General features: G+C 71.3%; 23 protein-coding genes. 9 read left to right on the top strand and 14 right to left on the bottom strand.

Annotation, left to right across the window (positions count from 1 at the left end):
* Window positions 1-18: 18 nt before the first annotated feature.
* Entirely contained in the window at window positions 19-525 is a 507-nt protein-coding gene (locus tag ACZ5C2_RS15245; RefSeq protein ID WP_468790609.1) for a 2'-5' RNA ligase family protein, read from the top strand.
* A gap of 25 nt (window positions 526-550) precedes the next feature.
* Here ACZ5C2_RS15245 and ACZ5C2_RS15250 read toward each other — a convergent pair whose 3' ends face one another.
* Both ACZ5C2_RS15250 and ACZ5C2_RS15255 read right to left on the bottom strand, forming a co-directional pair.
* The gene (locus tag ACZ5C2_RS15250) at window positions 551-1306 is read right to left on the bottom strand and encodes a decaprenylphospho-beta-D-erythro-pentofuranosid-2-ulose 2-reductase (protein ID WP_468790421.1); all 756 of its coding nucleotides are present in this window, start codon (window positions 1304-1306) and stop codon (window positions 551-553) included.
* Window positions 1307-1335: 29 nt separating this feature from the next.
* Window positions 1336-2691, bottom strand: coding sequence for an FAD-binding protein (locus ACZ5C2_RS15255; protein WP_468790423.1), 1356 nt, complete (start codon window positions 2689-2691; stop codon window positions 1336-1338).
* 133 nt (window positions 2692-2824) lie between these two features.
* Here ACZ5C2_RS15255 and ACZ5C2_RS15260 point away from each other — a divergent pair, with 133 nt between their 5' ends.
* The 4 genes from ACZ5C2_RS15260 to ACZ5C2_RS15275 are packed head-to-tail and all read left to right on the top strand — an operon-like array spanning window position 2825 to window position 5632.
* The gene (locus ACZ5C2_RS15260) at window positions 2825-3358 is read left to right on the top strand and encodes a phosphatase PAP2 family protein (protein ID WP_468790425.1); all 534 of its coding nucleotides are present in this window, start codon (window positions 2825-2827) and stop codon (window positions 3356-3358) included.
* Window positions 3355-4299, top strand: a complete 945-nt coding sequence (locus tag ACZ5C2_RS15265) for a decaprenyl-phosphate phosphoribosyltransferase (RefSeq protein ID WP_468790427.1) — start codon at window positions 3355-3357, stop codon at window positions 4297-4299. Before ACZ5C2_RS15260 ends, ACZ5C2_RS15265 begins: the two co-directional genes overlap by 4 nt.
* Complete coding sequence (locus ACZ5C2_RS15270) at window positions 4296-4733, top strand: GtrA family protein (RefSeq protein ID WP_468790429.1); 438 nt, start codon at window positions 4296-4298, stop codon at window positions 4731-4733. The genes ACZ5C2_RS15265 and ACZ5C2_RS15270 overlap by 4 nt, the downstream gene beginning before the upstream one ends.
* Window positions 4721-5632: a YihY/virulence factor BrkB family protein gene (locus ACZ5C2_RS15275; protein WP_468790431.1), complete on the top strand. Its 912-nt coding sequence runs from the start codon at window positions 4721-4723 to the stop codon at window positions 5630-5632. The genes ACZ5C2_RS15270 and ACZ5C2_RS15275 overlap by 13 nt, the downstream gene beginning before the upstream one ends.
* On the opposite strand, the gene ACZ5C2_RS15280 is transcribed toward ACZ5C2_RS15275, so the two are convergent.
* A complete protein-coding gene (locus ACZ5C2_RS15280) occupies window positions 5580-6854 on the bottom strand; it encodes a D-alanyl-D-alanine carboxypeptidase family protein (RefSeq protein WP_468790433.1) in 1275 nt (424 codons plus the stop codon). The two genes, ACZ5C2_RS15275 and ACZ5C2_RS15280, sit on opposite strands and share 53 nt — an antisense overlap.
* A gap of 172 nt (window positions 6855-7026) precedes the next feature.
* On the opposite strand from ACZ5C2_RS15280, the gene ACZ5C2_RS15285 reads away from it, so the two are divergent.
* On the top strand, window positions 7027-7278 hold the full coding sequence (locus tag ACZ5C2_RS15285) for an SCO4848 family membrane protein (protein ID WP_468790435.1): 252 nt from the start codon (window positions 7027-7029) through the stop codon (window positions 7276-7278).
* 24 nt (window positions 7279-7302) lie between these two features.
* Window positions 7303-8640 (top strand): metallophosphoesterase, encoded by a 1338-nt coding sequence (locus ACZ5C2_RS15290; RefSeq protein WP_468790437.1) that lies wholly within the window; start codon window positions 7303-7305, stop codon window positions 8638-8640.
* A 182-nt stretch (window positions 8641-8822) separates the two neighbouring features.
* Here the strand turns inward: ACZ5C2_RS15290 and ACZ5C2_RS15295 are convergent, their stop codons facing one another.
* Both ACZ5C2_RS15295 and ACZ5C2_RS15300 read right to left on the bottom strand, forming a co-directional pair.
* The gene (locus tag ACZ5C2_RS15295) at window positions 8823-10352 is read right to left on the bottom strand and encodes a sensor histidine kinase (protein ID WP_468790439.1); all 1530 of its coding nucleotides are present in this window, start codon (window positions 10350-10352) and stop codon (window positions 8823-8825) included.
* Entirely contained in the window at window positions 10349-11038 is a 690-nt protein-coding gene (locus tag ACZ5C2_RS15300; RefSeq protein ID WP_468790441.1) for a response regulator transcription factor, read from the bottom strand. Before ACZ5C2_RS15300 ends, ACZ5C2_RS15295 begins: the two co-directional genes overlap by 4 nt.
* A 162-nt stretch (window positions 11039-11200) precedes the next feature.
* Here ACZ5C2_RS15300 and ACZ5C2_RS15305 point away from each other — a divergent pair, with 162 nt between their 5' ends.
* Entirely contained in the window at window positions 11201-13630 is a 2430-nt protein-coding gene (locus ACZ5C2_RS15305) for an MMPL family transporter (RefSeq protein WP_468790611.1), read from the top strand.
* Here the strand turns inward: ACZ5C2_RS15305 and ACZ5C2_RS15310 are convergent.
* The 9 genes from ACZ5C2_RS15310 to ACZ5C2_RS15350 all read right to left on the bottom strand — a co-directional run bounded on the left by ACZ5C2_RS15310 (window position 13623) and on the right by ACZ5C2_RS15350 (window position 20533).
* Window positions 13623-14408 (bottom strand): TetR/AcrR family transcriptional regulator, encoded by a 786-nt coding sequence (locus ACZ5C2_RS15310; RefSeq protein WP_468790443.1) that lies wholly within the window; start codon window positions 14406-14408, stop codon window positions 13623-13625. The genes ACZ5C2_RS15305 and ACZ5C2_RS15310 overlap by 8 nt on opposite strands.
* A gap of 32 nt (window positions 14409-14440) precedes the next feature.
* Entirely contained in the window at window positions 14441-14944 is a 504-nt protein-coding gene (locus ACZ5C2_RS15315) for a thiol-disulfide oxidoreductase DCC family protein (protein ID WP_468790445.1), read from the bottom strand.
* Window positions 14941-15348, bottom strand: a complete 408-nt coding sequence (locus ACZ5C2_RS15320; RefSeq protein WP_468790447.1) for a hypothetical protein — start codon at window positions 15346-15348, stop codon at window positions 14941-14943. The genes ACZ5C2_RS15315 and ACZ5C2_RS15320 overlap by 4 nt, the downstream gene beginning before the upstream one ends.
* Before the next feature lie 125 nt (window positions 15349-15473).
* Window positions 15474-16085, bottom strand: a complete 612-nt coding sequence (locus tag ACZ5C2_RS15325) for a Uma2 family endonuclease (RefSeq protein WP_468790449.1) — start codon at window positions 16083-16085, stop codon at window positions 15474-15476.
* Window positions 16086-16243: 158 nt separating this feature from the next.
* Entirely contained in the window at window positions 16244-17023 is a 780-nt protein-coding gene (locus ACZ5C2_RS15330) for a succinate dehydrogenase iron-sulfur subunit (RefSeq protein WP_468790451.1), read from the bottom strand.
* Window positions 17023-18777: a succinate dehydrogenase flavoprotein subunit gene (sdhA, locus tag ACZ5C2_RS15335; RefSeq protein ID WP_468790453.1), complete on the bottom strand. Its 1755-nt coding sequence runs from the start codon at window positions 18775-18777 to the stop codon at window positions 17023-17025. Before sdhA ends, ACZ5C2_RS15330 begins: the two co-directional genes overlap by 1 nt.
* Before the next feature lie 19 nt (window positions 18778-18796).
* Window positions 18797-19279 (bottom strand): succinate dehydrogenase hydrophobic membrane anchor subunit, encoded by a 483-nt coding sequence (locus tag ACZ5C2_RS15340; RefSeq protein WP_468790455.1) that lies wholly within the window; start codon window positions 19277-19279, stop codon window positions 18797-18799.
* Between the two features lie 5 nt (window positions 19280-19284).
* A complete protein-coding gene (gene sdhC / locus ACZ5C2_RS15345; RefSeq protein WP_468790457.1) occupies window positions 19285-19665 on the bottom strand; it encodes a succinate dehydrogenase, cytochrome b556 subunit in 381 nt (126 codons plus the stop codon).
* A gap of 181 nt (window positions 19666-19846) precedes the next feature.
* Window positions 19847-20533: a 2-oxo-4-hydroxy-4-carboxy-5-ureidoimidazoline decarboxylase gene (locus ACZ5C2_RS15350; RefSeq protein ID WP_468790459.1), complete on the bottom strand. Its 687-nt coding sequence runs from the start codon at window positions 20531-20533 to the stop codon at window positions 19847-19849.
* 194 nt (window positions 20534-20727) lie between these two features.
* Between ACZ5C2_RS15350 and ACZ5C2_RS15355 the strand changes: the two genes are divergently transcribed.
* Window positions 20728-22308: a beta-N-acetylhexosaminidase gene (locus tag ACZ5C2_RS15355; RefSeq protein ID WP_468790613.1), complete on the top strand. Its 1581-nt coding sequence runs from the start codon at window positions 20728-20730 to the stop codon at window positions 22306-22308.
* Window positions 22309-22384 lie beyond the last annotated feature (76 nt).

Here is a 22384-nt window from a genome sequence, read left to right on the forward strand (position 1 = left end):
CCCCTCCACGAGGTCGTACTGGGGCCGTTCCCCCCCCCCCCCCCCCCCCCCCCCCCCCCCCCCCCCCTCCCCCCCCCCCCGCCCCCCCCCCCCACCGAGCTGGCGGCCGTCGAGGCGCATCTGAGCGAGGTCGCCGCGGCCGCCCGCCCGTTCCCCATGCGGCTGTCCGGCACCGGCACCTTCCGGCCGCTGACGCCGGTGGTGTACGTCCAGGTCGTCGAGGGCGGGGCGGCCTGCACCTGGCTGCAGAAGCAGGTCCGCGACGCCTCCGGGCCCGTGACCCGCGAGCTCCAGTACCCGTACCACCCGCATGTCACCGTGGCGCACGGCATCGACGAGGCGGCCATGGACCGCGCCTACGAGGACCTCGCCGACTACGAGGCCCAGTGGCCGTGCACCGGCTTCGCGCTCTACGAGCAGGGCGCCGACGGGGTGTGGCGCAAGCTGCGCGAGTTCCCCTTCGGCTCCACCGTGGTGCCCCCGCAGGCCGGGCGCGCGGACCGGGGCTCCGTCTCCGCCCACTGAGCCGGCCGGTGTCCCCGCGCGGCCCTCACACCGGCAGCCGCCGGAACAGCCCGCGCGGCAGATGCCGCAGCGCCGACATCACCATCCGCAGCGCCCCCGGCACCCACACCGTCTCCGCGCGGCGCCGCAGTCCCAGCTCCACGGCCGCCGCGACCGCCTCCGGGGTGGTGGCCAGCGGTGCCTCGGGAAGCCCGGCCGTCATCCGCGTACGGACGAACCCGGGGCGTACGACCATGACGTGCACGCCCGTGCCGTACAGCGCGTCCCCGAGGCCCTGGGCGAAGGCGTCCAGGCCGGCCTTGCTGGAGCCGTAGATGAAGTTCGCGCGGCGGGCCCGCTCACCGGCGACGGAGGACAGCACCACCAGCGAGCCGTGACCCTGTGACTGGAGCGCGCCCGCGCACACCAGGCCGGCCGAGACCGCGCCGGTGTAGTTGGTCCCCGCGACCCGGACCGCGGCCTGCGGATCCCGCTCGTCGTGCGCCTGGTCGCCCAGGGTGCCGAAGGCGAGCAGCACCATGTCGACGTCGCCCTCGGCGAAGACCTTGCCGAGGGCGTCCTCGTGGGCGGCGGGGTCGAGCGCGTCGAAGGCGACGGTGCGCACCTCGGCGCCGAGGCCGCGCAGCTGGTCAGCGGCCTCGTCCAGAAGGGGGGAGGGGCGGCCGGCCAGCCACACCGTGCGGGTGCGGCGGGCGATCAGCCGCCGCGCGGTGGCCAGCGCGATCTCGGACGTACCGCCGAGGACGAGCAGGGACTGGGGGAGGCCGAAGGCGTCCTTCACGGCGGCTCCTTGGAAGAGGGTCGACGGTTTCAGAGGTGGAGCCGGCGCGACAGGTCGGAGGTGAACACCCCGCGCGGGTCCAGTTCGGTGCGCAGGGCGCGGAAGTCGTCCAGACGGGGATACATGGCCGCGAGCAGCTCGGGGCGCAGCCGTGAGTCCTTGGCGAGGTAGACACGCCCGCCGGCACCGGCCACCTCCTCGTCGAGTTCGTCGAGGAAGCCGCCGAGACCGGGCAGCGCCGCCGGGATGTCCAGGGCCAGGGTCCAGCCCGGCACCGGGAAGGACAGCCAGCCCGGGTCGCACTCGCCGAAGCGTTTGAGGACGGCGAGGAAGGACGGACAGCGTCGCTCGGAGATCCGGCGCACGATCCGGCGCAGGGTGTCCTCCCCGCCGTGCCCGACGACGAACTGGTACTGCACGAAGCCGCCCCGGCCGTAGACCCGGTTCCAGTGCGGCACGCCGTCCAGGGGGTGGAAGAACGCGGGGATCCGCTGGAGCTGCCCGGTGCGCGCGCGGGGCGCCCTGCGGTACCAGAGCTCGTTGAACAGCCCCACGGTGAGGCGACTGAGCAGGCCCTCGGGGACGTAGGAGGGGGCGGCCGGGAGCCGGGAGGTGCGGAAGGACAGGGGTTCCCTGCGCGCGCGCGTGCCGCGCGGCAGCGCGTCCAGAGGCGCGTGGTCGCCGCGTGTGAGCACCGCGCGGCCGGTGGCCCGGCCCCGGGCCAGCAGATCGATCCAGGCGACCGAGTAGCGGTAGCGGTGGTCGGTGTCGGCGAGACGGGCCATCAGATCGTCGAGGTCGTTGGCGCGTTCGGTGTCGACCGACATCAGCGAGGTCTCGACCGGCTGGAGCCGGATCGTCGCGGTGAGGATCACCCCGGTCAGGCCCATGCCGCCCGCGGTCGCGTCGAACAGCGGCGTGCCCGGTGCGACCGTGCGGACCTCGCCGTCGGCGGTGAGCAGTTCCAGGGACAGCACATGGCGGGAGAAGGAACCGGAGACGTGATGGTTCTTGCCGTGGATGTCGGCACCGATCGCGCCGCCGACCGTCACATAGCGCGTGCCCGGTGTCACCGGCACGAACCAGCCGAGCGGCAGCAGGACCTCCATCAGCCGGTGCAGGGAGACACCCGCGTCGCACAGCACGGTGCCGCCGTCGGCGTCGATCGCGTGGACGCGGTCCAGGCCCGTCATGTCGAGCACCGCGCCGCCCGCGTTCTGCGCCGCGTCGCCGTACGCCCGCCCCAGTCCCCGAGCGATGCCCCCGCGGGCCCCGCACTCCCGGACGGCCAGGGCGGCCTCCTCGTACGTCCGTGGGCGGATCAGCCGGGCGGAGGTGGGAGCGGTGCGGCCCCACCCCGTGACGGAAACGGTGTCGGCAGGCATGACGGTGACCGTATCTCCCTTATGTGGCTCATTGGTTTTGAAACGTCAGCCCCGTCCCCGAAACGGGTGATTAATGGGATGTCGCTCCATAGCGGCGGAATTATGGCCCGGCGAGGGTGAACAGTGGGTCCACATGGACGACCACCACGACCTTCCGCACCCCCGGGGTCTCCACGGCATGGACCACCGGATCGTCGCCGTGCTCAGAGCGTGCGGCACGGACCCGCGCGTGGCCGGTGCCGCGCGGACCCTGTCCTGGGCGGGGGAGCACGGGGCGCTGTGGCTCGTGGCCGGTCTCGCCGGAGCCGTCGTGGACCGCCCGCGGCGCGGTGCCTGGCTGCGCGGCACCGCGCTCACCGCCGGTGCCCACGCCGTCAGCATGGGAGTGAAGCGCGTGGTGCGCCGGCCCCGCCCCGCCCATGTCGACCCCCTGGTCGGCACGGTCGGCCGGCACTCCTTCCCCAGCTCGCACGCCACCTCCGCCGCGGCCGCCGCGGTCGCCTTCGGCGCGCTGGGCGCCCGCGTGGTGCCACCCCTGGCCGCCGCCGTGTGCGTCTCCCGCCTGGTGGCCGGCGTCCACTACCCCTCGGACGTGGCGGCGGGCGCCGCCCTGGGCGCGCTCACGGCCCGGCTCGGCGCCCGCTGGATGACGGGAGGCCCCGCGTGACCGACACGGCCCTCCTGCACGACCGCACCGACCGGGGGGAGGCGCCACCGCCCCCCGGGGGCGGCCTCCTCAAGGGCCTGCTCCGAACCGCGCGGCCCAAGCAGTGGGTCAAGAACATCCTGGTCATCGCCGCCCCGGCCGCCGCCGGGGACCTGTTCTCCGCCGGCGCACCGACCCGGCTCGCCCTGGTCTTCGTCCTGTTCACCGCCTGCGCCGCCGCCGTCTACCTCGTCAACGACGCGCGCGACGCCGAGGCCGACCGCGCCCACCCCACCAAGTGCCACCGCCCGGTCGCCGCCGGCCAGGTCCCCGTACCCGTCGCCTACGCCGCCGGAATCACCCTCGGAGTCCTCGCGCCCATCGTCGCGGCCCGGCTGTGCCCGCCGGAGGTCGCTACCCTGCTGACCGCGTACCTCGCCATGCAACTGGCGTACTGCGTCAGCCTCAAGCACGTCCTCGTCGTCGACCTCGTCATCGTCACCACCGGTTTCGTGATGCGCGCAGTGATCGGCGGGCTCGCCCTCGGCATCCCGCTGTCACGCTGGTTCCTGATCACCACAGGGTTCGGCGCGCTGTTCATGGTCGCGGCCAAGCGCTACTCCGAGGCCGTGCAGCTCGCCGGGACGGCGGGCGCCACGCGCGCGCTGCTCACCGAGTACACCACCGGCTACCTCCGCTTCGTCTGGCAGCTCGCCGCCGGCGTCGCCGTCCTCGGCTACTGCCTGTGGGCCCTGGAGGAGGGCGGGGTGCCGCACACCAGTGTGCTGCCCTGGCGGCAGCTGTCCGTGGTCGCCTTCGTCCTCGCCGTCCTCCGGTACGCCGTCTTCGCCGACCGCGGGACCGCCGGCGAACCCGAGGACGTGGTGCTGGGCGACCGCGCCCTCGCCCTCATCGGCGTGGTGTGGGTGGCGATGTACGCCGCGGCGGTGGCGGACTGGTGAGGGACCGTCTGCTCCGGCACCGGCGGGAGCTCGTCGGTTTCGCCACCGCCGGTCTGCTCGCCTACGCCGTCGACCTCGCCCTCTTCGTCTACCTGCGCGGTCCCGCCGGACTCGACCCGCTCACCGCCAAGGCACTCTCCTTCGTCGCCGGGTGCACGGTCGCCTACGCGGGCAACGCGCACGGCACCTACCGCGGCACCCGCGTGCGCGGCGCGCGCGCCTGCGCGATGTTCTTCGCGGTCAACCTCGCCGGCGCCGCCGTGCAGCTGCTGTGCCTGGCCGTCAGCCACTACGGGCTCGGCCTCACGTCACCCCGCGCGGACGTGGTTTCCGGCGCGGTGATCGGCATGGCCCTGGCCACCGGTGTCCGATTCTGGGGCACCAGAACATTGGTCTTCCGCAATGAGGGCAGAGTCGGCTCATGGACTGGCTGAAAAAGCTCCCGGGCGTGGGACCGTGGGTGACGCGGCTGATACGCACCCACGCATGGCGGGCGTACGAACGTCTGGACCGTGTGCACTGGACACGGCTGGCCGCCGCGATGACGTTCCGCAGTTTCGTCGCGCTGTTCCCCTTCCTCACCGTGGCCGCCGCGATCGGCGCCGCCACCCTCGGCCGGGACCAGCAGGACGCCCTCCAGGACAAGATCACCGACCAGGTGCCCGGCATCTCCGACCAGATCGGGGACCTGGTGCAGAACGCCGGCACCGTCGGCCTCATCGCCGGCGCCGCCCTGCTGTTCACCGGCATCAGCTGGGCCGGTGCCATGCGCGACTGTCTGCGCGCGGTGTGGGAACTGCCCGACGAGGAGGAGAACCCCTTCCTGCGCAAGGGCAAGGACGCGGGCATCCTCGTCGGGCTCGGTGGCGCGCTCCTGACCACCCTCGTCGCCTCCGCCGTCGCCTCCGCGCTGGTCGGCCGGATCAGCGACGCCATCGGACTGGAGAAGGGCGGCTGGGGCGGGATCGTGCTGCACACAGCGGCCTTCGCCGTCGCCGTGGGGACCGACTTCCTGCTCCTGCTCTACGTCCTCACCCTGCTGCCCGGCGTCGAACCCACCCGGCACCGGCTGCTCGTCGCCGCACTCACCGGCGCGCTCGGCCTCGAACTGCTCAAACTGCTCCTCAGCGGCTATGTGCAGGGCGTCGCCGCGAAGAGCATGTACGGCGCGTTCGGCGTCCCCGTGGCGCTGCTGCTCTGGATCAACTTCACCACGAAACTGGTCCTGTTCTGCGCCGCCTGGACGGCGACGCCGAGCAAGCAGGAGGAGACGGACGAGGTCACGGACGCGAGCGACGGCGCACCAGGTCCGGCAGCGGCCAGCGCCGGTTGACCAGGAACGCACCGCCCGCGAGCAGCACCAGCACCCCGCCGGTGACACCCAGCGCCATCCCGATGCCGTCGGTTCCGCTGCTCGCCGGGGCACTTGCCACCGGCTTCGACCCGGCCCCGGCGCCCCCGGCCTCACCGGGGGAGGCCGACGGACCGGGCTGGGCACCGGCCGCGGTGGCGCTCTTCGGCCGCACCAGTGCGCCCACCGGCTCGACCTTGCCGGCCGCTTTGAAGCCCCAGTCGAAGAGCCGCGCGGTCTCCTTGTAGACCCCGTTGTGCCAGTCCTTCTCCGGGTTCATCACGGTGACCAGCAGCACCTTGCCGCCCCGCTCGGCCACACCGGTGAAGGTGGCGCCGGCGTTGGTGGTGTTGCCGTTCTTCACGCCGGCTATGCCCTGGTAGACGGGCACGTCGGAGTCACCGCTCAGCAGCCGGTTGGTGTTCTGGATCTCGAAGGACCCGCGGACCTTCTTGCCCTTCTTGTTCTTCTTCGTCTCACCCGGGAACTGCGCCCGCACCGTCGCGGCGTACTCCCGGAAGTCCTTCTTCTGCAGCCCCGAGCGGGCGATCAGCGTCAGGTCGTACGCGGACGACACCTGCCTCTCGGCGTCGTAGCCGTCCGGGCTGACCACGTACGTGTCGAGGGCCTGGAGCTCCTCGGCGCGCTCGTTCATTTCCTCGACCGTGTTCTCCACGCCGCCGTTCATCGCCGACAGCACGTGCACGGCGTCGTTGCCGGACCTGAGGAACACTCCGCGCCACAGGTCCTCGACCGTGTACGTCTCGTCCTCCTTGACCCCGACCATGCTGGAGCCGGACCCGATACCGGCCAGGTCGGAGACCTCCACCGTGTGCTTCGTCGTCTTGGGCCACTTCGGCAGCAGCGTGTCGGCGAACAGCATCTTCAGCGTGCTCGCCGGGGCCAGCCGCCAGTGCGCGTTGTGCGCGGCGAGCACCTCGCCGGACTCGGCGTCGGCGACGATCCAGGACCGGGCCGACAGGTCCTTCGGCAGTACGGGCACCCCGCTCGCGAGATTGACCTGTGTGCCCGGCTGCCCGAGCCGGGCACCGCCCACCGTCGACATCTTCGCCGGGGGAGTGGCCGACGGCGTCGTCGACGGCTTGGGGGCCGCGAGAGCGACGGGCGCGGCCAGCGCGGTGGACAGCAGGACCGTGGAAGCGACCAGCAGCGAGCGCCGGACGGTGTTCTTGGGTGCGGGCACGGACGGAAAGGTACATGCCATGCCTGAGGATGTCCCGCCCCGGTCCCCACCCCGGGCAAGGAACCGGACAGGGGCCGGTGATACTGGACCCATGCCGTGCTCATCCGGGGGACGAACCCCGGACTCCCGGCCGGCCGCGGGAGCACGGTGCCGCGACGAAAGGTCTGTTCCGGTGAAACTCAGCCGCCCCGTCTCCTGGTTCCTGCTCGCCTTCGGGGTGTGGAGCTGGATCATTTGGGTCACTTTCATCAGGAACCTGGTCAAGGACGGCAGCGGCCTCGCCTTCGAGGACGGGAATCCCACGGCGTACTTCTTCGTTCATCTGACGCTCGCTGTCGTCTCCTTGGTATTGGGGACGGTCATCGGGGGCATCGGGTTGCGCGGTCTGCGCGCACTGGGCCGGACGTCACGGACGACGTCGTAACGGAAAGCAGGGGATCTCCGCACCGTGGTCATCGTTTTCGTACTCATCGCGCTGCTGGTCGTGGCCATCCTGGTCACGGGCAACTGGTATGTCTGGCGGCGCCTGTTCCGGGACACCACGCGGGACCCGGGCGCGGTGCGCCGCGCGGGTGCGGTGATGATCGCCGGGGGCTGGGCGCTGACCGTCGGCGCGATGGTCGCCGAGCCGGCCGGGGCTCCCTTCTGGCTCCAGCAGGTGCTCGCCTGGCCCGGCTTCCTGTGGCTGGCGCTGTCCCTGTATCTGCTGCTGGCCGTGCTCGCAGGTGAGCTGGTACGGCCGGTGCTGCGCAGGATTCTGGAGCGGCGGGACCGGGCGGCGGAGACGACGGCCGCGGTGGCGGATGCGCCGGCGGAGCCGGAGGCGATATCGGCGGGCCGGGGCGCGGCCCCCTCGCAGGCCGACGGGCCGGGTGCCGGACCGGCCGGGGACGGCCCGGTGTCCGGCCCTGCTCCTGAAGTGCCGATGGTGCCCGAGACCCCCGCTCCGCCCTCCGGCCGCCCCTCGCGTCGTCTCTTCGTCTCCCGTGTCGTCGGCGGGGCCGCCGCCGCGGTGGCCGTGGGAACGGTCGGCTACGGGACGTACGGGGTGCTGCGCGGGCCGGGGGTGAAGCGGGTCACCGTGCCGCTGGCCAAGCTGCCCCGCGCGGCGCACGGTTATCGCATCGCGGTGGTCAGCGACGTGCACCTCGGACCGGTGCTCGGGCGGGGGTTCGCGCAGAAGGTCGTCGACGCGATCAACTCGACCCAGCCGGACCTGATCGCGGTCGTCGGGGACCTGGTGGACGGCAGCGTGAAGGATCTCGGGCCGGCTGCGGCGCCGCTGGCGCAGTTGCGGGCCCGTCATGGCTCGTTCTTCGTCACCGGTAACCATGAGTACTTCTCCGGTGCCGAGCAGTGGGTCGACGAGGTGCGCCGGCTCGGTCTGTCTCCGCTGGAGAACGCGCGGACGGAGTTGCCGCACTTCGATCTGGCCGGTGTCAATGACGTGGCCGGGGAGGGCGAGGGGCAGGGGCCGGACTATGCGAAGGCGCTGGGGGACCGCGATCGCGGGCGGGCGTGTGTGCTGCTGGCCCACCAGCCGGTGCAGATTCACGATGCCGTGGACCATGGGGTGGACCTGCAGCTCTCCGGTCACACGCATGGTGGGCAGTTGTGGCCCGGGAATCTCGTCGCGGGTGCGGTGAACCCCACGCTGGCCGGTCTGGACCGCTACGGGGACACCCAGCTGTACGTCAGCCGGGGGGCCGGGGCGTGGGGGCCGCCCACGCGGGTGGGCGCGCCCTCGGACATCACGGTGATCGAGCTGGCGTCGCGGGAGGCGTGAGGCAGCCGGCCCGCGGAGGGCGCCCGCCCCGGGGTGGGCGCGTTTGCCCGCGCGTGCGGGGTGCCTCCCGGGCGGCCCTCGAGGCACCTCAGGCACGGGACTGCCCGCGGCTACGGCCGTGTGTGCGCGAAGCCGCGGTGGCGGGCGGCTGCGGTGGACACCGTGCCGCGGGCCGCTGATCATCACCCCGGGGGAAGCAACGGGCCGCGCGCGGACAGCACTTGTCCTGGTCGATCCCCATCTGCCGGGGCCGGCGCCGCGCATCGCGCCGCGCGGTCCGGCAACGTCACCGTGGCGGTCAGGCCGGCACCCGGAGCCGTGTCCACCGTCACCTCGCCCTCGTGCGCCCGCACGACGCCCTGCACGATCGCCATGCCCAGGCCGCTCCCCGCGCCCCCGCCCGCCCGGAAGAAGCGGTCGAAGACCCGTGCCGCGTCCTCGGAGGTGAGCCCCGGCCCGTCGTCCGCCACGGACAGCCGTACCACCCCGTCCCTGCGGACCACCTCCAGCCGCACCGGCACATCCGCCGGCGTGTGCGTCCGTACGTTGCCCAGCAGGTTGCCGAGCACCTGCCGCAGTCCCGCCTCGTCCGCGTGCACCAGCACCGAACCGCCGGCGTCCACGGTCACCGGCCGTCCGGGCTGCTGCACCCGCAGATCCTCCGCCGCGTCCCGCAGCAGCCGGCACACGTCCACGTTCCGCAGCCGCAGTTCGGGACGCTGGTCGAGCCGGGCCAGCACCAGCAGCTCGTCGACCAGCCGTCCCATCCGGTCGGACTCCGCCATCATCCGGTCCCAGGCCCGCCTGCGCTCCGTGGGTTCCCGCAGCATCCCCTGGTCGTACAACTGGAGGTAGCCGCGTATCGCGGCCAGCGGTGTGCGCAGCTCGTGCGAGGCGTCGGCGACGAACCGCCGCAGCTGGGCCGCGCTGCGCTCGCGGGTGCGGTACGCCGACTCCACCTGCTGGAGCATCGAGTTGAGCGCGAGCCGCAGCTGCTCCACCTCGAGGATGGGGTCCCGGCTGGAGGGCACCCGCCGGGTCAGATCGCCCTCCGCGATCGCCGACGACGTCTCCACCATGTCCTCCAGCGGCCGCATCCGGCGCCCCACACTGAACATGGTCAGACAGGCCAGCAGCAACAGCAGCAGGGTGCCGATGGCCAGGTTCAGCTTGACCGCCTTGGTGACGACGTCGTGCACCCTCTCGGTGGAGCCGGCGATCAGGATGTACGTGCCGTCGGCGAGCCGGGTGGCGGTGGCACGGTAGGCGGCGCCGCGCACCGTGACGTCGTGCGGCTCCGGGTCCTTGATCAGCGTCCGGGCGTCGCCCACCGCGTCCGCCAGGGCGTGCTGGGCTTCGGTCGGCTGGAAGCCGAGGATGCCGACGGGCTCGCCCCGGGTGTCCACGGCGGCGAAGATCGAGTCCGGGTCGTTCGTCAGGTTCCCGTCCGGCTCCACCCGGTCGCGGAAGAAGCTCAGTGCGCTCAGCGAATCGATCTGCCGGAGCGTCAGCTCCGAGCCGCCCAGCGAGTCCCGGTTCCGGGTCAGCTCCGTGTCGATCTGGTCGAGCAGGTAGTACCGCATGCCCAGCACGCTCACCGCGGTGGCCGCGACGATGCCGAGGGCCAGCAGCACCACGTTGGCCAGGGTGAGCTGGCCGCGCAGCGAGTGGATACCCCGCGCGCAGCGCGGCCGTCGGATCGGCAGTCTCATGTCAGTCCGTATCCGACCCCGCGCCGCGTGGTGATCACCGGCGGGCCCAGCGTGTCGAGTTTGCGCCGCAGATAGCTGATGTAGGTCTCGACGACGGTCGATTCGGCGGGGGTGTGCTCGTACTGCCACACATGGCGCAGCAGTTGCTCCTTGGGCACGATCCGGCCGCCGTTGCGCACCAGGAAGCGCAGCAGGGCGTACTCGGTGGGGGTGAGCTCGACCGAGCGGCCCGCGCGGCGTACCGAGTACGTCGTCTCGTCCAGTTCCAGGTCGCCGTGGCGCAGCGGCGCCCGCTGCGGCAGTACGTCGGCGGGGCGGGTGCGGCGCAGTACGGCGGTGATCCGAGCGACGACCTCGTCGATGTTGAACGGCTTGGTGATGTAGTCGTCGCCGAAACCGAGCGCGCCGACGATCTCGGCGGGGGCGTCCCGCGCGGTGAGGAAGACCAGTGCCACCTCCGGCCGCCGGGACCGCAGTTCACGGCCCAGGGCACGGCCGTCCCCGTCGGGCAGCATCACGTCGAGCAGGGCGGCGTCGGGACGGGTGTGTTCGATCAGGGAGAGCGCCTCACGGACGGTGCCCGCCGTCATGACCTCGAAACGGTGGTAGCGCAGGGCGATGGCGAGGACGTCCGCGATGCTCTCCTCGTCCTCCACGACCAGCACGGTGCCGGGAACTGCTGTCATGCCCCCAGTATCGGCGCGGACGGTGTCGGCCGTACCGGCCGCCGCCTTGGAGTTCCTTGAGAGTCCGCGCGAGTCGTGTCGCCGCGCGGCTCCCGCCGTCGATTCTGCTGCCAGGACCTGGGGGACCGACCGATTCGACGAAGGAGCAGAAACGTGGCGGCATTGGCACGCTGGTGCTATCGGCATCGGCTGGTGGTCCTGTTGCTGTGGGTGGGGGCGCTGTTCGGACTGGGGGTGTCGGCGAGCAGCGCGGGCACGAACTACGCGGAGGTCTTCTCGCTTCCGGACACCGACTCCAAGCGCGCGTACGACCTGATGGAGCGGGCGTTCCCGGAGCGCGCCGGCGACACCGACACCGTGGTGTGGAAGGTCGACGAGGGGTCCGTGCGGGACGACTCCGTACGGTCCCGGATCGAGCCGGCGCTGAAGGAGATCGGGCGTATGGAGGGCGTCGGCGAGGTCACCGGCCCGTACGGTGACCAGGGCGCCGCGCAGATCAGCGAGAACGGGCGGATCGCCTACGCGCAGGTCACGTTCGCCGAACAGGCGGACGCGGTGCCGAAGGAGCTGGTGCAGGACGTCGTCGACACGGCGCGGGGTGCCGGGGGCGACGGGCTCCAGGTGGAGCTGGGCGGCCAGGCCATCACGCGCGTCCAGGCGCCGCCGACGGGCACCGCCGAACTCGTCGGCGTCCTCGCTGCCGCCGTCGTGCTGTTCGTGGCCTTCGGATCGCTGTTCGCGATGCTGCTGCCCATCGTGATCGCCGTCTTCGGTGTCGGCACCGGCATGTTCGGCACCCAGCTGCTCAGCCATGTCACCAACGTCCCCGAACTCGCCACGCTGCTCTCCACGCTGATCGGTCTCGGCGTCGGCATCGACTACGCGCTGTTCATCGTCACCCGTCACCGGCGCGGCATCCTGCGCGGCGCCGACCCGGAGGAGGCGGCGGTCACCGCCCTCCACACCTCTGGCCGCGCGGTGCTGTTCGCGGGCGGCACGGTGTGCATCGCGCTCGCCGGCATGCTGGTGACGAACCTGCGCTTCCTGGACGGCGTCGTCATCGGCACCTCGCTGACCGTCGTGCTCAGCGTGCTCGCCGCCGTCACCCTGCTGCCCGCGCTGCTCGGGCTGCTCGGCCACCGGGTGCTCAGCCGCCGCCAGCGCCGCAAGCTGGCGGCCACGGGCCCGCAGACCGAGGCGGTGAGTGGTCTCGCCGCGCGCTGGTCCGTCACCGTCGAGCGCCGCCCGCGTTCCGTCGCCGTGCTGGCCGTCGTACTGATGGCGGCGCTCGCGATCCCGCTGCTGTCCCTGCGGCTGGGCACCGTGGACCAGGGCAACGACGACGCCTCCCTGACCACCAGGCAGGCCTACGACCTGCTCGCCGAGGGCTTCGGGCCCGGATTCAACGGACCGCTCCAGGTGGTCGTGGACGGCGAGGCGTCCGAGGCGCTGGTGACGGCGGTGGAGGAGACCGAGGGCGTCGCCCAGGTCGCCGCGGTACCGCCCACGAACGGCGTGAGCGTCATCCAGGTCATCCCCTCCACCTCACCGCAGGACGTGGAGACGGACCGGCTCATCGACACCCTGCGCGAGGAGGTCATCCCGGACGCGGGTGTCGACGCCCATGTCGGAGGCGTGACCGCGGTGTCGAAGGACTTCGCGTCGGTGACGGGCGACCGGCTGCCGCTGTTCATCGCCACGATCATCGGCCTCGGCTTCCTGCTCCTGCTTCTGGCGTTCCGTTCCGTGGTGGTGCCGCTGACGGCCGCCGTGATGAACCTGCTCGCGGCGGCGGCGTCCTTCGGCGTCCTCGTGGCGGTCTTCCAGTGGGGCATCGGCCTGGACCTGCTGGGTCTCGGCACGGAGGGCCCCATCGCGTCCTTCCTGCCGATCATCATGCTGTCGCTGCTGTTCGGCCTCTCCATGGACTACCAGGTGTTCCTGGTGAGCCGGATGCACGAGGAGTGGGTGCACAGCCGGGACAACGCCCGCGCGGTGCGCGTCGGCCTCGCGGAGACCAGCCGGGTCATCAACTCCGCTGCCCTGATCATGGTCTGCGTCTTCCTCGCCTTCGTGCTCAGCGGCGACTACGGCGCGGCCATGGCGGGCGTGGGCCTGGCCGCCGCGGTCGCGCTGGACGCGTTCATCCTGCGCACCGCGCTGGTGCCGGCCGTGATGCACCTGCTCGGCCGGTCCAACTGGTGGCTGCCGGCGGGCCTGGAGAAGCGGCTGCCGCACCTGGCGGTGGAACCCGGGGAGGACGGTCCGGAGCCCGCCACCGGGACGCCCTCGGCGATCCCCGCGCAGCGCGGCGGGTCCCCCTCGGTCGTCCACGGCTTCGTCCGCACCGTCGACGGTGAGCCCGTCGAGGGCGCGGCCGTCACCCTGATGACATCAGGGGGCCGTCAGCTGGACCGGGTCGACTCCCTCGCCGACGGCGCGTACATCGTTTCCGTGCCGGCACCGGGTACCTACCTGCTCGCGGCCACGGCGGTGCCGCACGGTTCCCGCGCGGCACAGGTGACCGTGACGGACGGGCCGCTGGTGCATGACGTGGAACTCGCCTCCGGTGAGGTGGACGCCGTCAACTGACGGTGCCGGGGCGCTCGTCGTCGACGGGCGCCCCCTTCTCCGCGGGCGCTGCCTTCTTCGCGGGGTCCGGCAGCGCCTTCGTCATCCCGGGCAGGAACTCCGTGAACAGTTCGTGCACCTCGCGGACCAGGGGACGCAGCACCCGGAAGCGGGCCAGGGCGACGCCCCGCGCGGTGAGCCGGGCGCCCCGCTCGGCGAGCCGGTAGCTGCGCTCCCGGCCCTCGGTACGGTCGAAGATCCAGTACAGGCACAGCCCCATCTGCGACAGCCACATCAGCTCGGGCAGGATGTCGCGCAGCTCCGCCGGCACCTTGGTCCTCGTCCCGGCCAGGACCGACCGGTGCACACTGATCGCCTCCACGCGCGCGTGCTCCGACTCGGGGGAGAAGGGGCTGAGTGGGCTGTCGGGGTCGGCGGCGTTCTTGAAGAACTGCACCGCGAACTCGTGGTACGGGGTGGCGATGTCCAGCCACGCCTTCAGCACGCCCGCGAGCCGGGTCTCCAGGTCGGTCTCCCGGGCCAGGACCTCCCGGGCCGCCACCTGGTGTTCGGCGGCGATCCGGTCGTAGAAGCCCTGGATCAGGTGCTCCTTGCCCTCGAAGTAGTAGTACGCGTTGCCGACGGAGACCCCGGCCTCCTTGGCGATGGCCCGCATGGTCGTCTTGTCGTACCCGCGCTCCTGGAACAGCCGCATGGCCGTCTGGAGGATCAGGGCGCGGGTCTGCTCGGACTTGCTGAGGGTGGCGCCGTCGTCGGGGCCGTCGTTCTTCGCGGGCACGGAAAGAGAGCCTAATGCCAGGGGCGGATGCCCTACGGCGTGGTGCGGGTGTCCGCGGCGCAGCTCGGCGGAGCGTACGTCCAGCCGTCGCGCGGATCGAACGTCCACCCGTCCCCCCGGCGGTACACGCGCCCGCCCCACCCGGACCGCGCCCCGCGCCACTTGGCGGCGGCCAGCACCGCGCCCTTGGCGAGCAGGGCGCCGGACGGCGTGCTCAGCCGGTGGGCCAGCCGCCGGTGCCTCCGCAGCGCCCACAGGGTGACGATCCAGGCGGCGGCGCCCCGGTACACCTGACCACCGTCACCCACGACGGTGATCTCCTCCAGGGTGGCGCCGTGATCGAGGCCGGGAAGGCGGACCCGCGCGGCCTCCGACCCCGCCGGGACCAGCTCCAGCGGCACCAACTGCGGCTGGCGCACCAGCCAGTCCCGTACGAAGGCGCACAGGGAGCACTCGGCGTCGTACAGCACGGTGAGCCGGCGGACCGGGACGCGCGCGGCGCCCCGGCCCCCACCCGTGGCCCTCACGCCGCTCACGCCCCGGCCGTGGGGGTCATCCAGCCCTGCGGCGGTACCGGCGGCACCTGCTCCCGCTCCATCACCCCGCGCCGCCGGATCCGGTTGAGCACGTACACGTTGCCCAGGTGCATCAGGCCCAGCACCAGCAGCACCACGCCGAGCTTGGCCGACAGGGCCTCGAAGATGCCGCGGGTGTCGGTGATCGTGTCGTCGTCGCTCAGATACAGGGCGATGAACCCGAGGTTGACGAGGTAGAAGCCGACCACCAGGAGGTGGTTGACGGCGTCGGCGAGCTTCTCGTTGCCGTGCAGCACGTCGGCGAGGAAGACCCGCCCGTTCCTGCTGAGCGTACGGGCCACCCAGACGGTCAGCCCGATGCTGACGGCGAGGTAGATGACGTAGGCGATGACGGTACGGTCCATGCCCCCCAGCCTTTCTTGAACGCGTTCAAAACGCTGACAGGGGAGACTCTAGACCCTTCTTTTGAACGTGTTCAACTCAACGGTGAGGTGGGCTGCGTCACGGAACGGCCGTGCTCGGTGTGCGGTCAGTCGCCCTTGCGGGATCGCCCGGCCCGGAGGATCTCGGCCACGTCCAGGGTGACCTTGGCGCCGATCGAGTCGGGGAGGGTGACCTGCTGGCCCGGGGAGTGGAAGCGGTGGGTGGCGTACTCGCTCTCGACCGGGTCGGTCAGGACGTGGAGGCGCTGGTGCTTGCGGTCGACGACGACGTAGACGGGGACCTTCGCCTCGGCGTAGGCGGCGACCTTGGTCTTGAGGTCGTTCTTCCAGTTGCTGGAGGTGACCTCCAGGACGAGGCGGAAGCAGACAGGGTCGTAGGAGTTGTTCTCGACGAGGTGGTCGTCGAGGTCGGCGTCCACCACTGCGAGGTCCGGGATGGAGTAGTCCTCGGTGTCGGTGGGCAGCCAGATGCCGATGCCTTGGAGTACTTCGGTCTCGCCGTCGTCGAGGCCCGCAGTGATGAACGGACGCATGAGTTTGGTCAGGGCTCGGGCGTGCGGGCCGTCCGGTGGCGGGGTCACGAGGAGTTGGCCTCCGATGATCTCGACGCGGTAGCCCGGATTGCGGTCCATGAGACGGTTCGCCTCGGCGATCAGCGGACGCTCGTCGTGGGGCCGCTCGACGGATGCTGCGGACATCGCGTGCCTCCTAGGGGCTGGTGTCGAGACCATCATCGTAGGGCGGATGACGCCCTCACGTCCGTCTCGGGAGCGTTCACCCAAACGTGTGGCATATGCCAGAGGGCCCCGTCTCCAGCGGAGACGGGGCCCTCACGGACGCGAACGAACGACGTGGCTCAGTAGCGGCGCGTGATCAGCGCACGCTTCACCTCGGCGATCGCCTTGGTGACCTCGATACCGCGCGGGCAGGCGTCCGTGCAGTTGAAGACCGTGCGGCAGCGCCAGACGCCGTCGCGGTCGTTGAGGATCTCCAGGCGCTGCTCCCCGGCCTCGTCACGCGAGTCGAAGATGAACCGGTGCGCGTTGACGATGGCCGCCGGGCCGAAGTACTGCCCGTCGTTCCAGAACACCGGGCACGAGGACGTGCACGCGGCGCACAGGATGCACTTGGTCGTGTCGTCGAAGCGCTCGCGGTCCTCGGCGGACTGGAGGCGCTCACGCGTCGGCTCGTTGGTGTCCTTCGTGATCAGGAAGGGCATCACGTCCCGGTACGCCTGGAAGAACGGCTCCATGTCCACGACCAGGTCCTTGAGGACCGTCAGGCCCTTTATGGCCTCGACCGTGATCGGCTTCTCGGGGTTGATGTCCTTGATCAGCGTCTTGCACGCCAGGCGGTTCTTGCCGTTGATCCGCATGGCGTCGGAGCCGCAGATGCCGTGGGCGCAGGAGCGGCGGAAGGTCAGCGTGCCGTCCAGATCCCACTTGATCTTGTGCAGACCGTCGAGGACGCGCTCCTTGGGGTCGATCTCCAGCTGGAAGTCTTCCCAGACCGCCTCGGCCGAGATCTCCGGGTTGAACCGGCGGATCCGGAAGGTGACGGTGATGTAGGGGGAGTCGGCGAAACCGGGCTCGGGCGATCCGGCCGCGTCCGCCTTGCCCAGAACAGGGGTAGCCATCAGTACTTACGCTCCATCGGCTGGTAGCGGGTCTGGACGACCGGCTTGTAGTCCAGACGGACGGTCTCGGAGCCGTCGGCGCCGACCTCGCGGTACGCCATCGTGTGGCGCATGAAGTTGATGTCGTCGCGGTTGGGGTAGTCCTCGCGGTAGTGACCGCCGCGGGACTCCTTGCGGGCGAGCGCCGAGACGGCCATGACCTCGGCCAGGTCGAGCAGGTTGCCCAGCTCGACGGCCTCCAGCAGGTCGGTGTTGAACCGCTTGCCCTTGTCCTGGATCGCGACGTTCTTGTAGCGCGCGCGCAGCTCGGCGATCTTCTCGACCGCCGTCTTGATCGTCTGTTCGGTGCGGAACACCATGACGTTGGCGTCCATGGTGTCCTGCAGCTCGCGGCGGATCTCGGCCACCCGCTCGGTGCCGGTGGAGGAACGCAGCCGTTCGATCTGCTCGACGACGAGGGACTCCGGGTTCTCCGGCAGCTCGACGAACTCGGCCGTCTGCGAGTAGTCCGCCGCCGCGATACCGGCCCGCTTGCCGAACACGTTGATGTCCAGCAGCGAGTTGGTGCCCAGCCGGTTGGCGCCGTGCACCGACACGCAGGCGACCTCGCCGGCCGCGTACAGACCCGGCACGACGGTGGTGTTGTCCGCCAGCACCTCGCCCTGGACGTTGGTCGGGATGCCGCCCATGGCGTAGTGCGCGGTGGGCTGGATCGGGATCGGGTCCGTGTAGGGCTCGATGCCGAGGTAGGTCCGCGCGAACTCCGTGATGTCGGGCAGCTTGGCGTCCAGCTGCTCCGGCGGGAGGTGGGTGAGGTCCAGGTAGACGTGGTCGCCCTCGGGACCGCAGCCGCGGCCCTCGCGGATCTCCGTGTAGATGGAGCGCGAGACGACGTCACGCGAGGCGAGGTCCTTCATGACCGGCGCGTACTTCTCCATGAAGCGCTCGCCGTCCTTGTTGCGCAGGATGCCGCCCTCACCGCGGGCGCCCTCCGTCAGCAGGATGCCCATGCGCCAGATGCCGGTCGGATGGAACTGGAAGAACTCCATGTCCTCCAGCGGCAGCCCGCGCCGGTACACGGCCGCCTGGCCGTCACCGGTCAGCGTGTGCGCGTTGGACGTCACCTTGAAGAACTTGCCCGTGCCGCCGGACGCGTAGATCACGGACTTCGCCTGGAAGACGTGGATCTCGCCGGTGGCCAGCTCGTACGCGACGACGCCGGCCGACTTCCTGACGCCGTCGACCTCGGTGATCAGCTGGTCCAGGACATAGAACTCGTTGAAGAACTCCACGCCCTCCTTGACGCAGTTCTGGTACAGCGTCTGGAGGATCATGTGACCGGTGCGGTCGGCCGCGTAGCAGGAACGGCGGACCGGGGCCTCGCCGTGGTTGCGGCTGTGCCCGCCGAAGCGGCGCTGGTCGATGGTGCCGTTCGGGGTCCGGTTGAACGGCAGGCCCATCTTCTCCAGGTCGAGGACCGAGTCGATGGCCTCCTTCGCCAGGATCTCGGCGGCGTCCTGGTCGACCAGGTAGTCACCGCCCTTGACCGTGTCGAAGGTGTGCCACTCCCAGTTGTCCTCTTCCACATTGGCCAGCGCGGCGGCCATGCCGCCCTGCGCGGCGCCCGTGTGGGAGCGGGTGGGGTAGAGCTTCGTCAGGACGGCGGTGCGGCTGCGCTTCGTCGACTCGATGGCCGCGCGCATGCCCGCGCCACCGGCGCCGACGATGACGGTGTCGTACTTGTGGATCTTCATAGTTCTCGCAGCCCCGTGCCTAGCGGATGTTCGGGTCGAAGGTGAAGATCACCAGCGTGCCCAGCAGGATGGTGAACACCGTGGCCGTGTAGAGCAGGCCCTTGAGCCACAGCCGGGTGTTCGGCCGCTCCGCGTAGTCGTTGATGACCGTGCGCAGGCCGTTGGCGCCGTGCAGCATGGCCAGCCACAGCATCAGCAGGTCCCAGACCTGCCAGAACGGCGAGGCCCAGCGGCCGGCCACGAAGGCGAAGCCGATCTTGGAGACGCCGCCGTCCAGCACCAGCTGGATCAGCAGGTGGCCGATGACGAGGACGACCAGGACGACGCCGGACAGGCGCATGAACAGCCACGCGGCCAGCTCGAAGTTGCCCCGGGTGCTCTTCGGGGTCTTCTTGGTCCGCTTGCGCGGCGGCTCGATGACCGGTGCCGGGTTGTCGACGGAGTAGAGGGAGGAGCCCTCGACGGGGCCGATGCCCGAGGCGTTGGTTTCAGTCGTGGACATTGGCGTCAGCTCCCGAACAGTTCACGAGCGGCGTGGCCGAGCACGGGGTAGATCGCCCCCAGCATCAGCACGACCCACAGGGCGACGACGGTCCAGAGCATCTGCTTCTGGTAGCGGGCCCCCTTGGCCCAGAAGTCGACGGCGATGACACGCAGGCCGTTGAGCGCGTGGAAGAGGATGGCGGCGACGAGGCCGTACTCCAGCAGCGCGACGATCGGTGTCTTGTACGTGGCCACGACGGTGTCGTAGGCCTCGGGGGACACTCGCACGAGAGCGGTGTCCAGCACGTGAACGAACAGGAAGAAGAAGATGAGGACGCCGGTGACTCGATGAGCCACCCAGGACCACATTCCTTCCCGGCCGCGGTACAGCGTTCCAGCCGGCACGGAAATTTCCTCCGGGAGCGGGGATCGGGGCCGCGCCGGCTTTCCTTGTCGGTCGGGCCCGGCCGGGTACGGTCCACCGGCCCCCAGCATGGTAGCGACGAGTACCTGTGGCGCTTACAGGGGGCCTGCCGGTGTGATCAAAGTTGCACCCGAAAAGGGGGTGCAGGACGGTTTCTCACGGTTACCGGGGTGGGGCTTTGTCGTGATTGCCGGGTGCGGGCCGGTCTGTGGCCGGTCGCGCCCACGCGGCTGAGCCGCACCTGTCACGGTCCCGCGCCCTCACCGTGTCGGCCAGCCGCTCCCTGGCCAGGCGGCGGAGTTGGTCGGCGGCCACCACGCGCTCGTCCTCGGGATCGTTTGCCAATCGTGACCGGATGTCCGTCAGGACCCGGTCCAGGGCCTCTTCCTCGGGGACGCCGTTCAGGGAGATGACGAACACGTGGCCGAACTTGGCCTCGTAGGCCGCGTGGGCCGCGTTCAGGGCCGTGTGAGCGGCGGTGTAGGTGTCGTCGGGGAGGTCGGGGAGGGATTCCGCGGCCAGGGCCTGGGCCAGTTCTCCGGCGGACAGGTCGTACGCCGCCTCGTCCGCGGCCGCCAGGAGGGACGCCAGGTCGGGGTAGGGGCGGTGGCCGGCGACGCGCAGGGCCCAGCGGAGGCTGTGCAGACAGGCCAGGAGGGCGCGTTCGGCGTCCTGGACGGGGGCGGTGTTGAACCGCTCCAGCGGGGACGGGGTGCCGGGCGCGCCGCGGGACTGCGCGGGTATGGCGACTCGGCCGGGGAGGTCGGGGAGACGGTGCGTAGGCAGCGTGGGTCCTCGTGGGCGTCGCGTGTGTGTCGGTGGAAGATGCTGTGAGAGTTGTGACGACACGTTACCGAGTGCGCCCGAGACATGTCCGATCGGTACCCCGGATTCACCCGGACGGCAGAGTTTGGGATCGGCTCGTGGACGTCCCTCACCCGAATGGGTCGTACGTTGGCCGGGTGAGTCAGCACAGACAGCGCAGGCGGCAGAATCGGCATGGGCGTCGCTCGGTGGCGGAGGCGGTGAGGGAGCGCAGGGGGCTGGTCGCGGCCGTCGCCGCGGGGGCGCTGGTGGCCGTGTCCGGCGTGGGCCTCGGGCTCTGGGCGACCTCGGACGATGCCGGCTCGTCCGCGGACTCGACGGCGGCGTCCTCCACGCAGAGCCCGAGTCCGAGTCCGAGCCCCACCCGCTCCTATCCGCTCTCGAAGGCGCCGCGCACCATACCCGCCGTCCGTGAGCACACGGCGGAGCGCGGCCCCGGCTGGCGTCCGGCGCGTGCGAACCGGGTGGTCGTGGACGGTCCCGGACTGGCCGCAGAGGGCCGGCTGATAGCCGGCGAGCTCGGGCTGACGTACGCGGGCGAGAAGGACGACGAGCGGGCCGGGGACCTGCGGCTCGAGCTGAACCGCGACGCCGGAGCGAACCCCGAGTCCTACACGATGACCGTGCGGGGCGGACGGGTGACCGTGACCGCCCCCGCCGAGGCGGGCGTGTTCTACGGCACCCGCACCCTCAAGCAGGAGATCAGGAGGGCCGGCACCGCCCCCGAGGGCGTGGTGCGCGACGAGCCCGCCAAGCAGCGGCGCGGGATGATGCTGGACATCGCGCGCAAGCACTACAGCGCCGGCTGGATAGAGGACCGGATCCGGGAGCTCGGCGACCTGAAGTTCAACGAGATCGGCCTGCACTTCTCCGACGACCAGGGCTTCCGCATCGAGTCCGACTCGCATCCGGAGATCGTGTCCGCACAGCACCTGACCAAGGAGCAGGTCAGGAAGATCGTCGACCTCGCGTCGAGCCGGCACATCACCGTCGTACCGGAGATCGACTCGCCCGGACACCTCGGCGCGGTCCTCGCCGCCCACCCGGACCTCCAGCTGCGCAACGCGAGCGGCGGTGCCGTACGCGGCGCGATCGACATCTCGAAGCCCGGGGCCGCCAAGATCGTCGACGATCTGCTGAACGAGTACGCCGGCCTCTTCCCCGGCGGGCAGTGGCACCTCGGCGGCGACGAGTACCAGGCGCTGGTGGTCTCCGACCCCGAGGCCTCGTTCCCGGGTCTGGCCGCCGCCGCGCGGAAGAAGTACGGCTCCGGCGCGACGGTCGAGGACCTGACCACCGGCTGGCTCAACGACCGGGCCGCCACCGTCCGTGCCCACGACCGCACACCCCGCGCCTGGAACGACGGCTTCTTCCGGGACGGCTCGGTGCGGGCCGCGAAGGACATCAGGGTCGCCTACTGGACCGGCAAGGAGATCGGCGCCCGGCAGCCGGCCGAGTACCTGAGTGAGGGCCGCGAGGTCGTCAACCACAACGACGAGTTCCTCTACTACGTACTGGGGGAGCCGCTGACCTTCGTCTACCCGACGGGGGAGCGGATCTACGAGCAGTGGACGCCGCTGGTGCTGCGCGGCACCACCGCCGTTCCGGAGCGGTACGACGACCAGATCCTCGGCGGGTCCTTCGCCATCTGGGGCGACCTGCCCCGCTCCCAGACCCAGGACCAGGTGGCGGCCGGCATCCGCATGCCGCTGCGGGCGACCGTGCAGAAGCTGTGGGACCCGGACGCGCCCGAACTGTCCTGGACGGAGTTCCGGAACCTGGCGGGCGAACTGGGCTGACCCGCGCCCGTCCGGGCCGGGTGGCGGATTGCCGGATATGCCTGCGAACCCCCGTGCGACTGTGGTGGTGTTTTGC

Source organism: Streptomyces sp. NPDC031365, assembly GCF_055569765.1.

What these genes read in the sequence shown, in the direction of transcription:
- ACZ5C2_RS15255 (WP_468790423.1), bottom strand. Translation starts at nt 2,691, where the DNA reads ATGCCTGCCGACACCGTTTCCGTCACGGGGTGGGGCCGCACCGCTCCC.
- ACZ5C2_RS15260 (WP_468790425.1), top strand. Translation starts at nt 2,825, where the DNA reads ATGGACGACCACCACGACCTTCCGCACCCCCGGGGTCTCCACGGCATG.
- ACZ5C2_RS15275 (WP_468790431.1), top strand. Translation starts at nt 4,721, where the DNA reads ATGGACTGGCTGAAAAAGCTCCCGGGCGTGGGACCGTGGGTGACGCGG.
- ACZ5C2_RS15295 (WP_468790439.1), bottom strand. Translation starts at nt 10,352, where the DNA reads ATGAGACTGCCGATCCGACGGCCGCGCTGCGCGCGGGGTATCCACTCG.
- ACZ5C2_RS15300 (WP_468790441.1), bottom strand. Translation starts at nt 11,038, where the DNA reads ATGACAGCAGTTCCCGGCACCGTGCTGGTCGTGGAGGACGAGGAGAGC.
- ACZ5C2_RS15320 (WP_468790447.1), bottom strand. Translation starts at nt 15,348, where the DNA reads ATGGACCGTACCGTCATCGCCTACGTCATCTACCTCGCCGTCAGCATC.
- ACZ5C2_RS15325 (WP_468790449.1), bottom strand. Translation starts at nt 16,085, where the DNA reads ATGTCCGCAGCATCCGTCGAGCGGCCCCACGACGAGCGTCCGCTGATC.
- ACZ5C2_RS15330 (WP_468790451.1), bottom strand. Translation starts at nt 17,023, where the DNA reads ATGGCTACCCCTGTTCTGGGCAAGGCGGACGCGGCCGGATCGCCCGAG.
- sdhA (WP_468790453.1), bottom strand. Translation starts at nt 18,777, where the DNA reads ATGAAGATCCACAAGTACGACACCGTCATCGTCGGCGCCGGTGGCGCG.
- ACZ5C2_RS15340 (WP_468790455.1), bottom strand. Translation starts at nt 19,279, where the DNA reads ATGTCCACGACTGAAACCAACGCCTCGGGCATCGGCCCCGTCGAGGGC.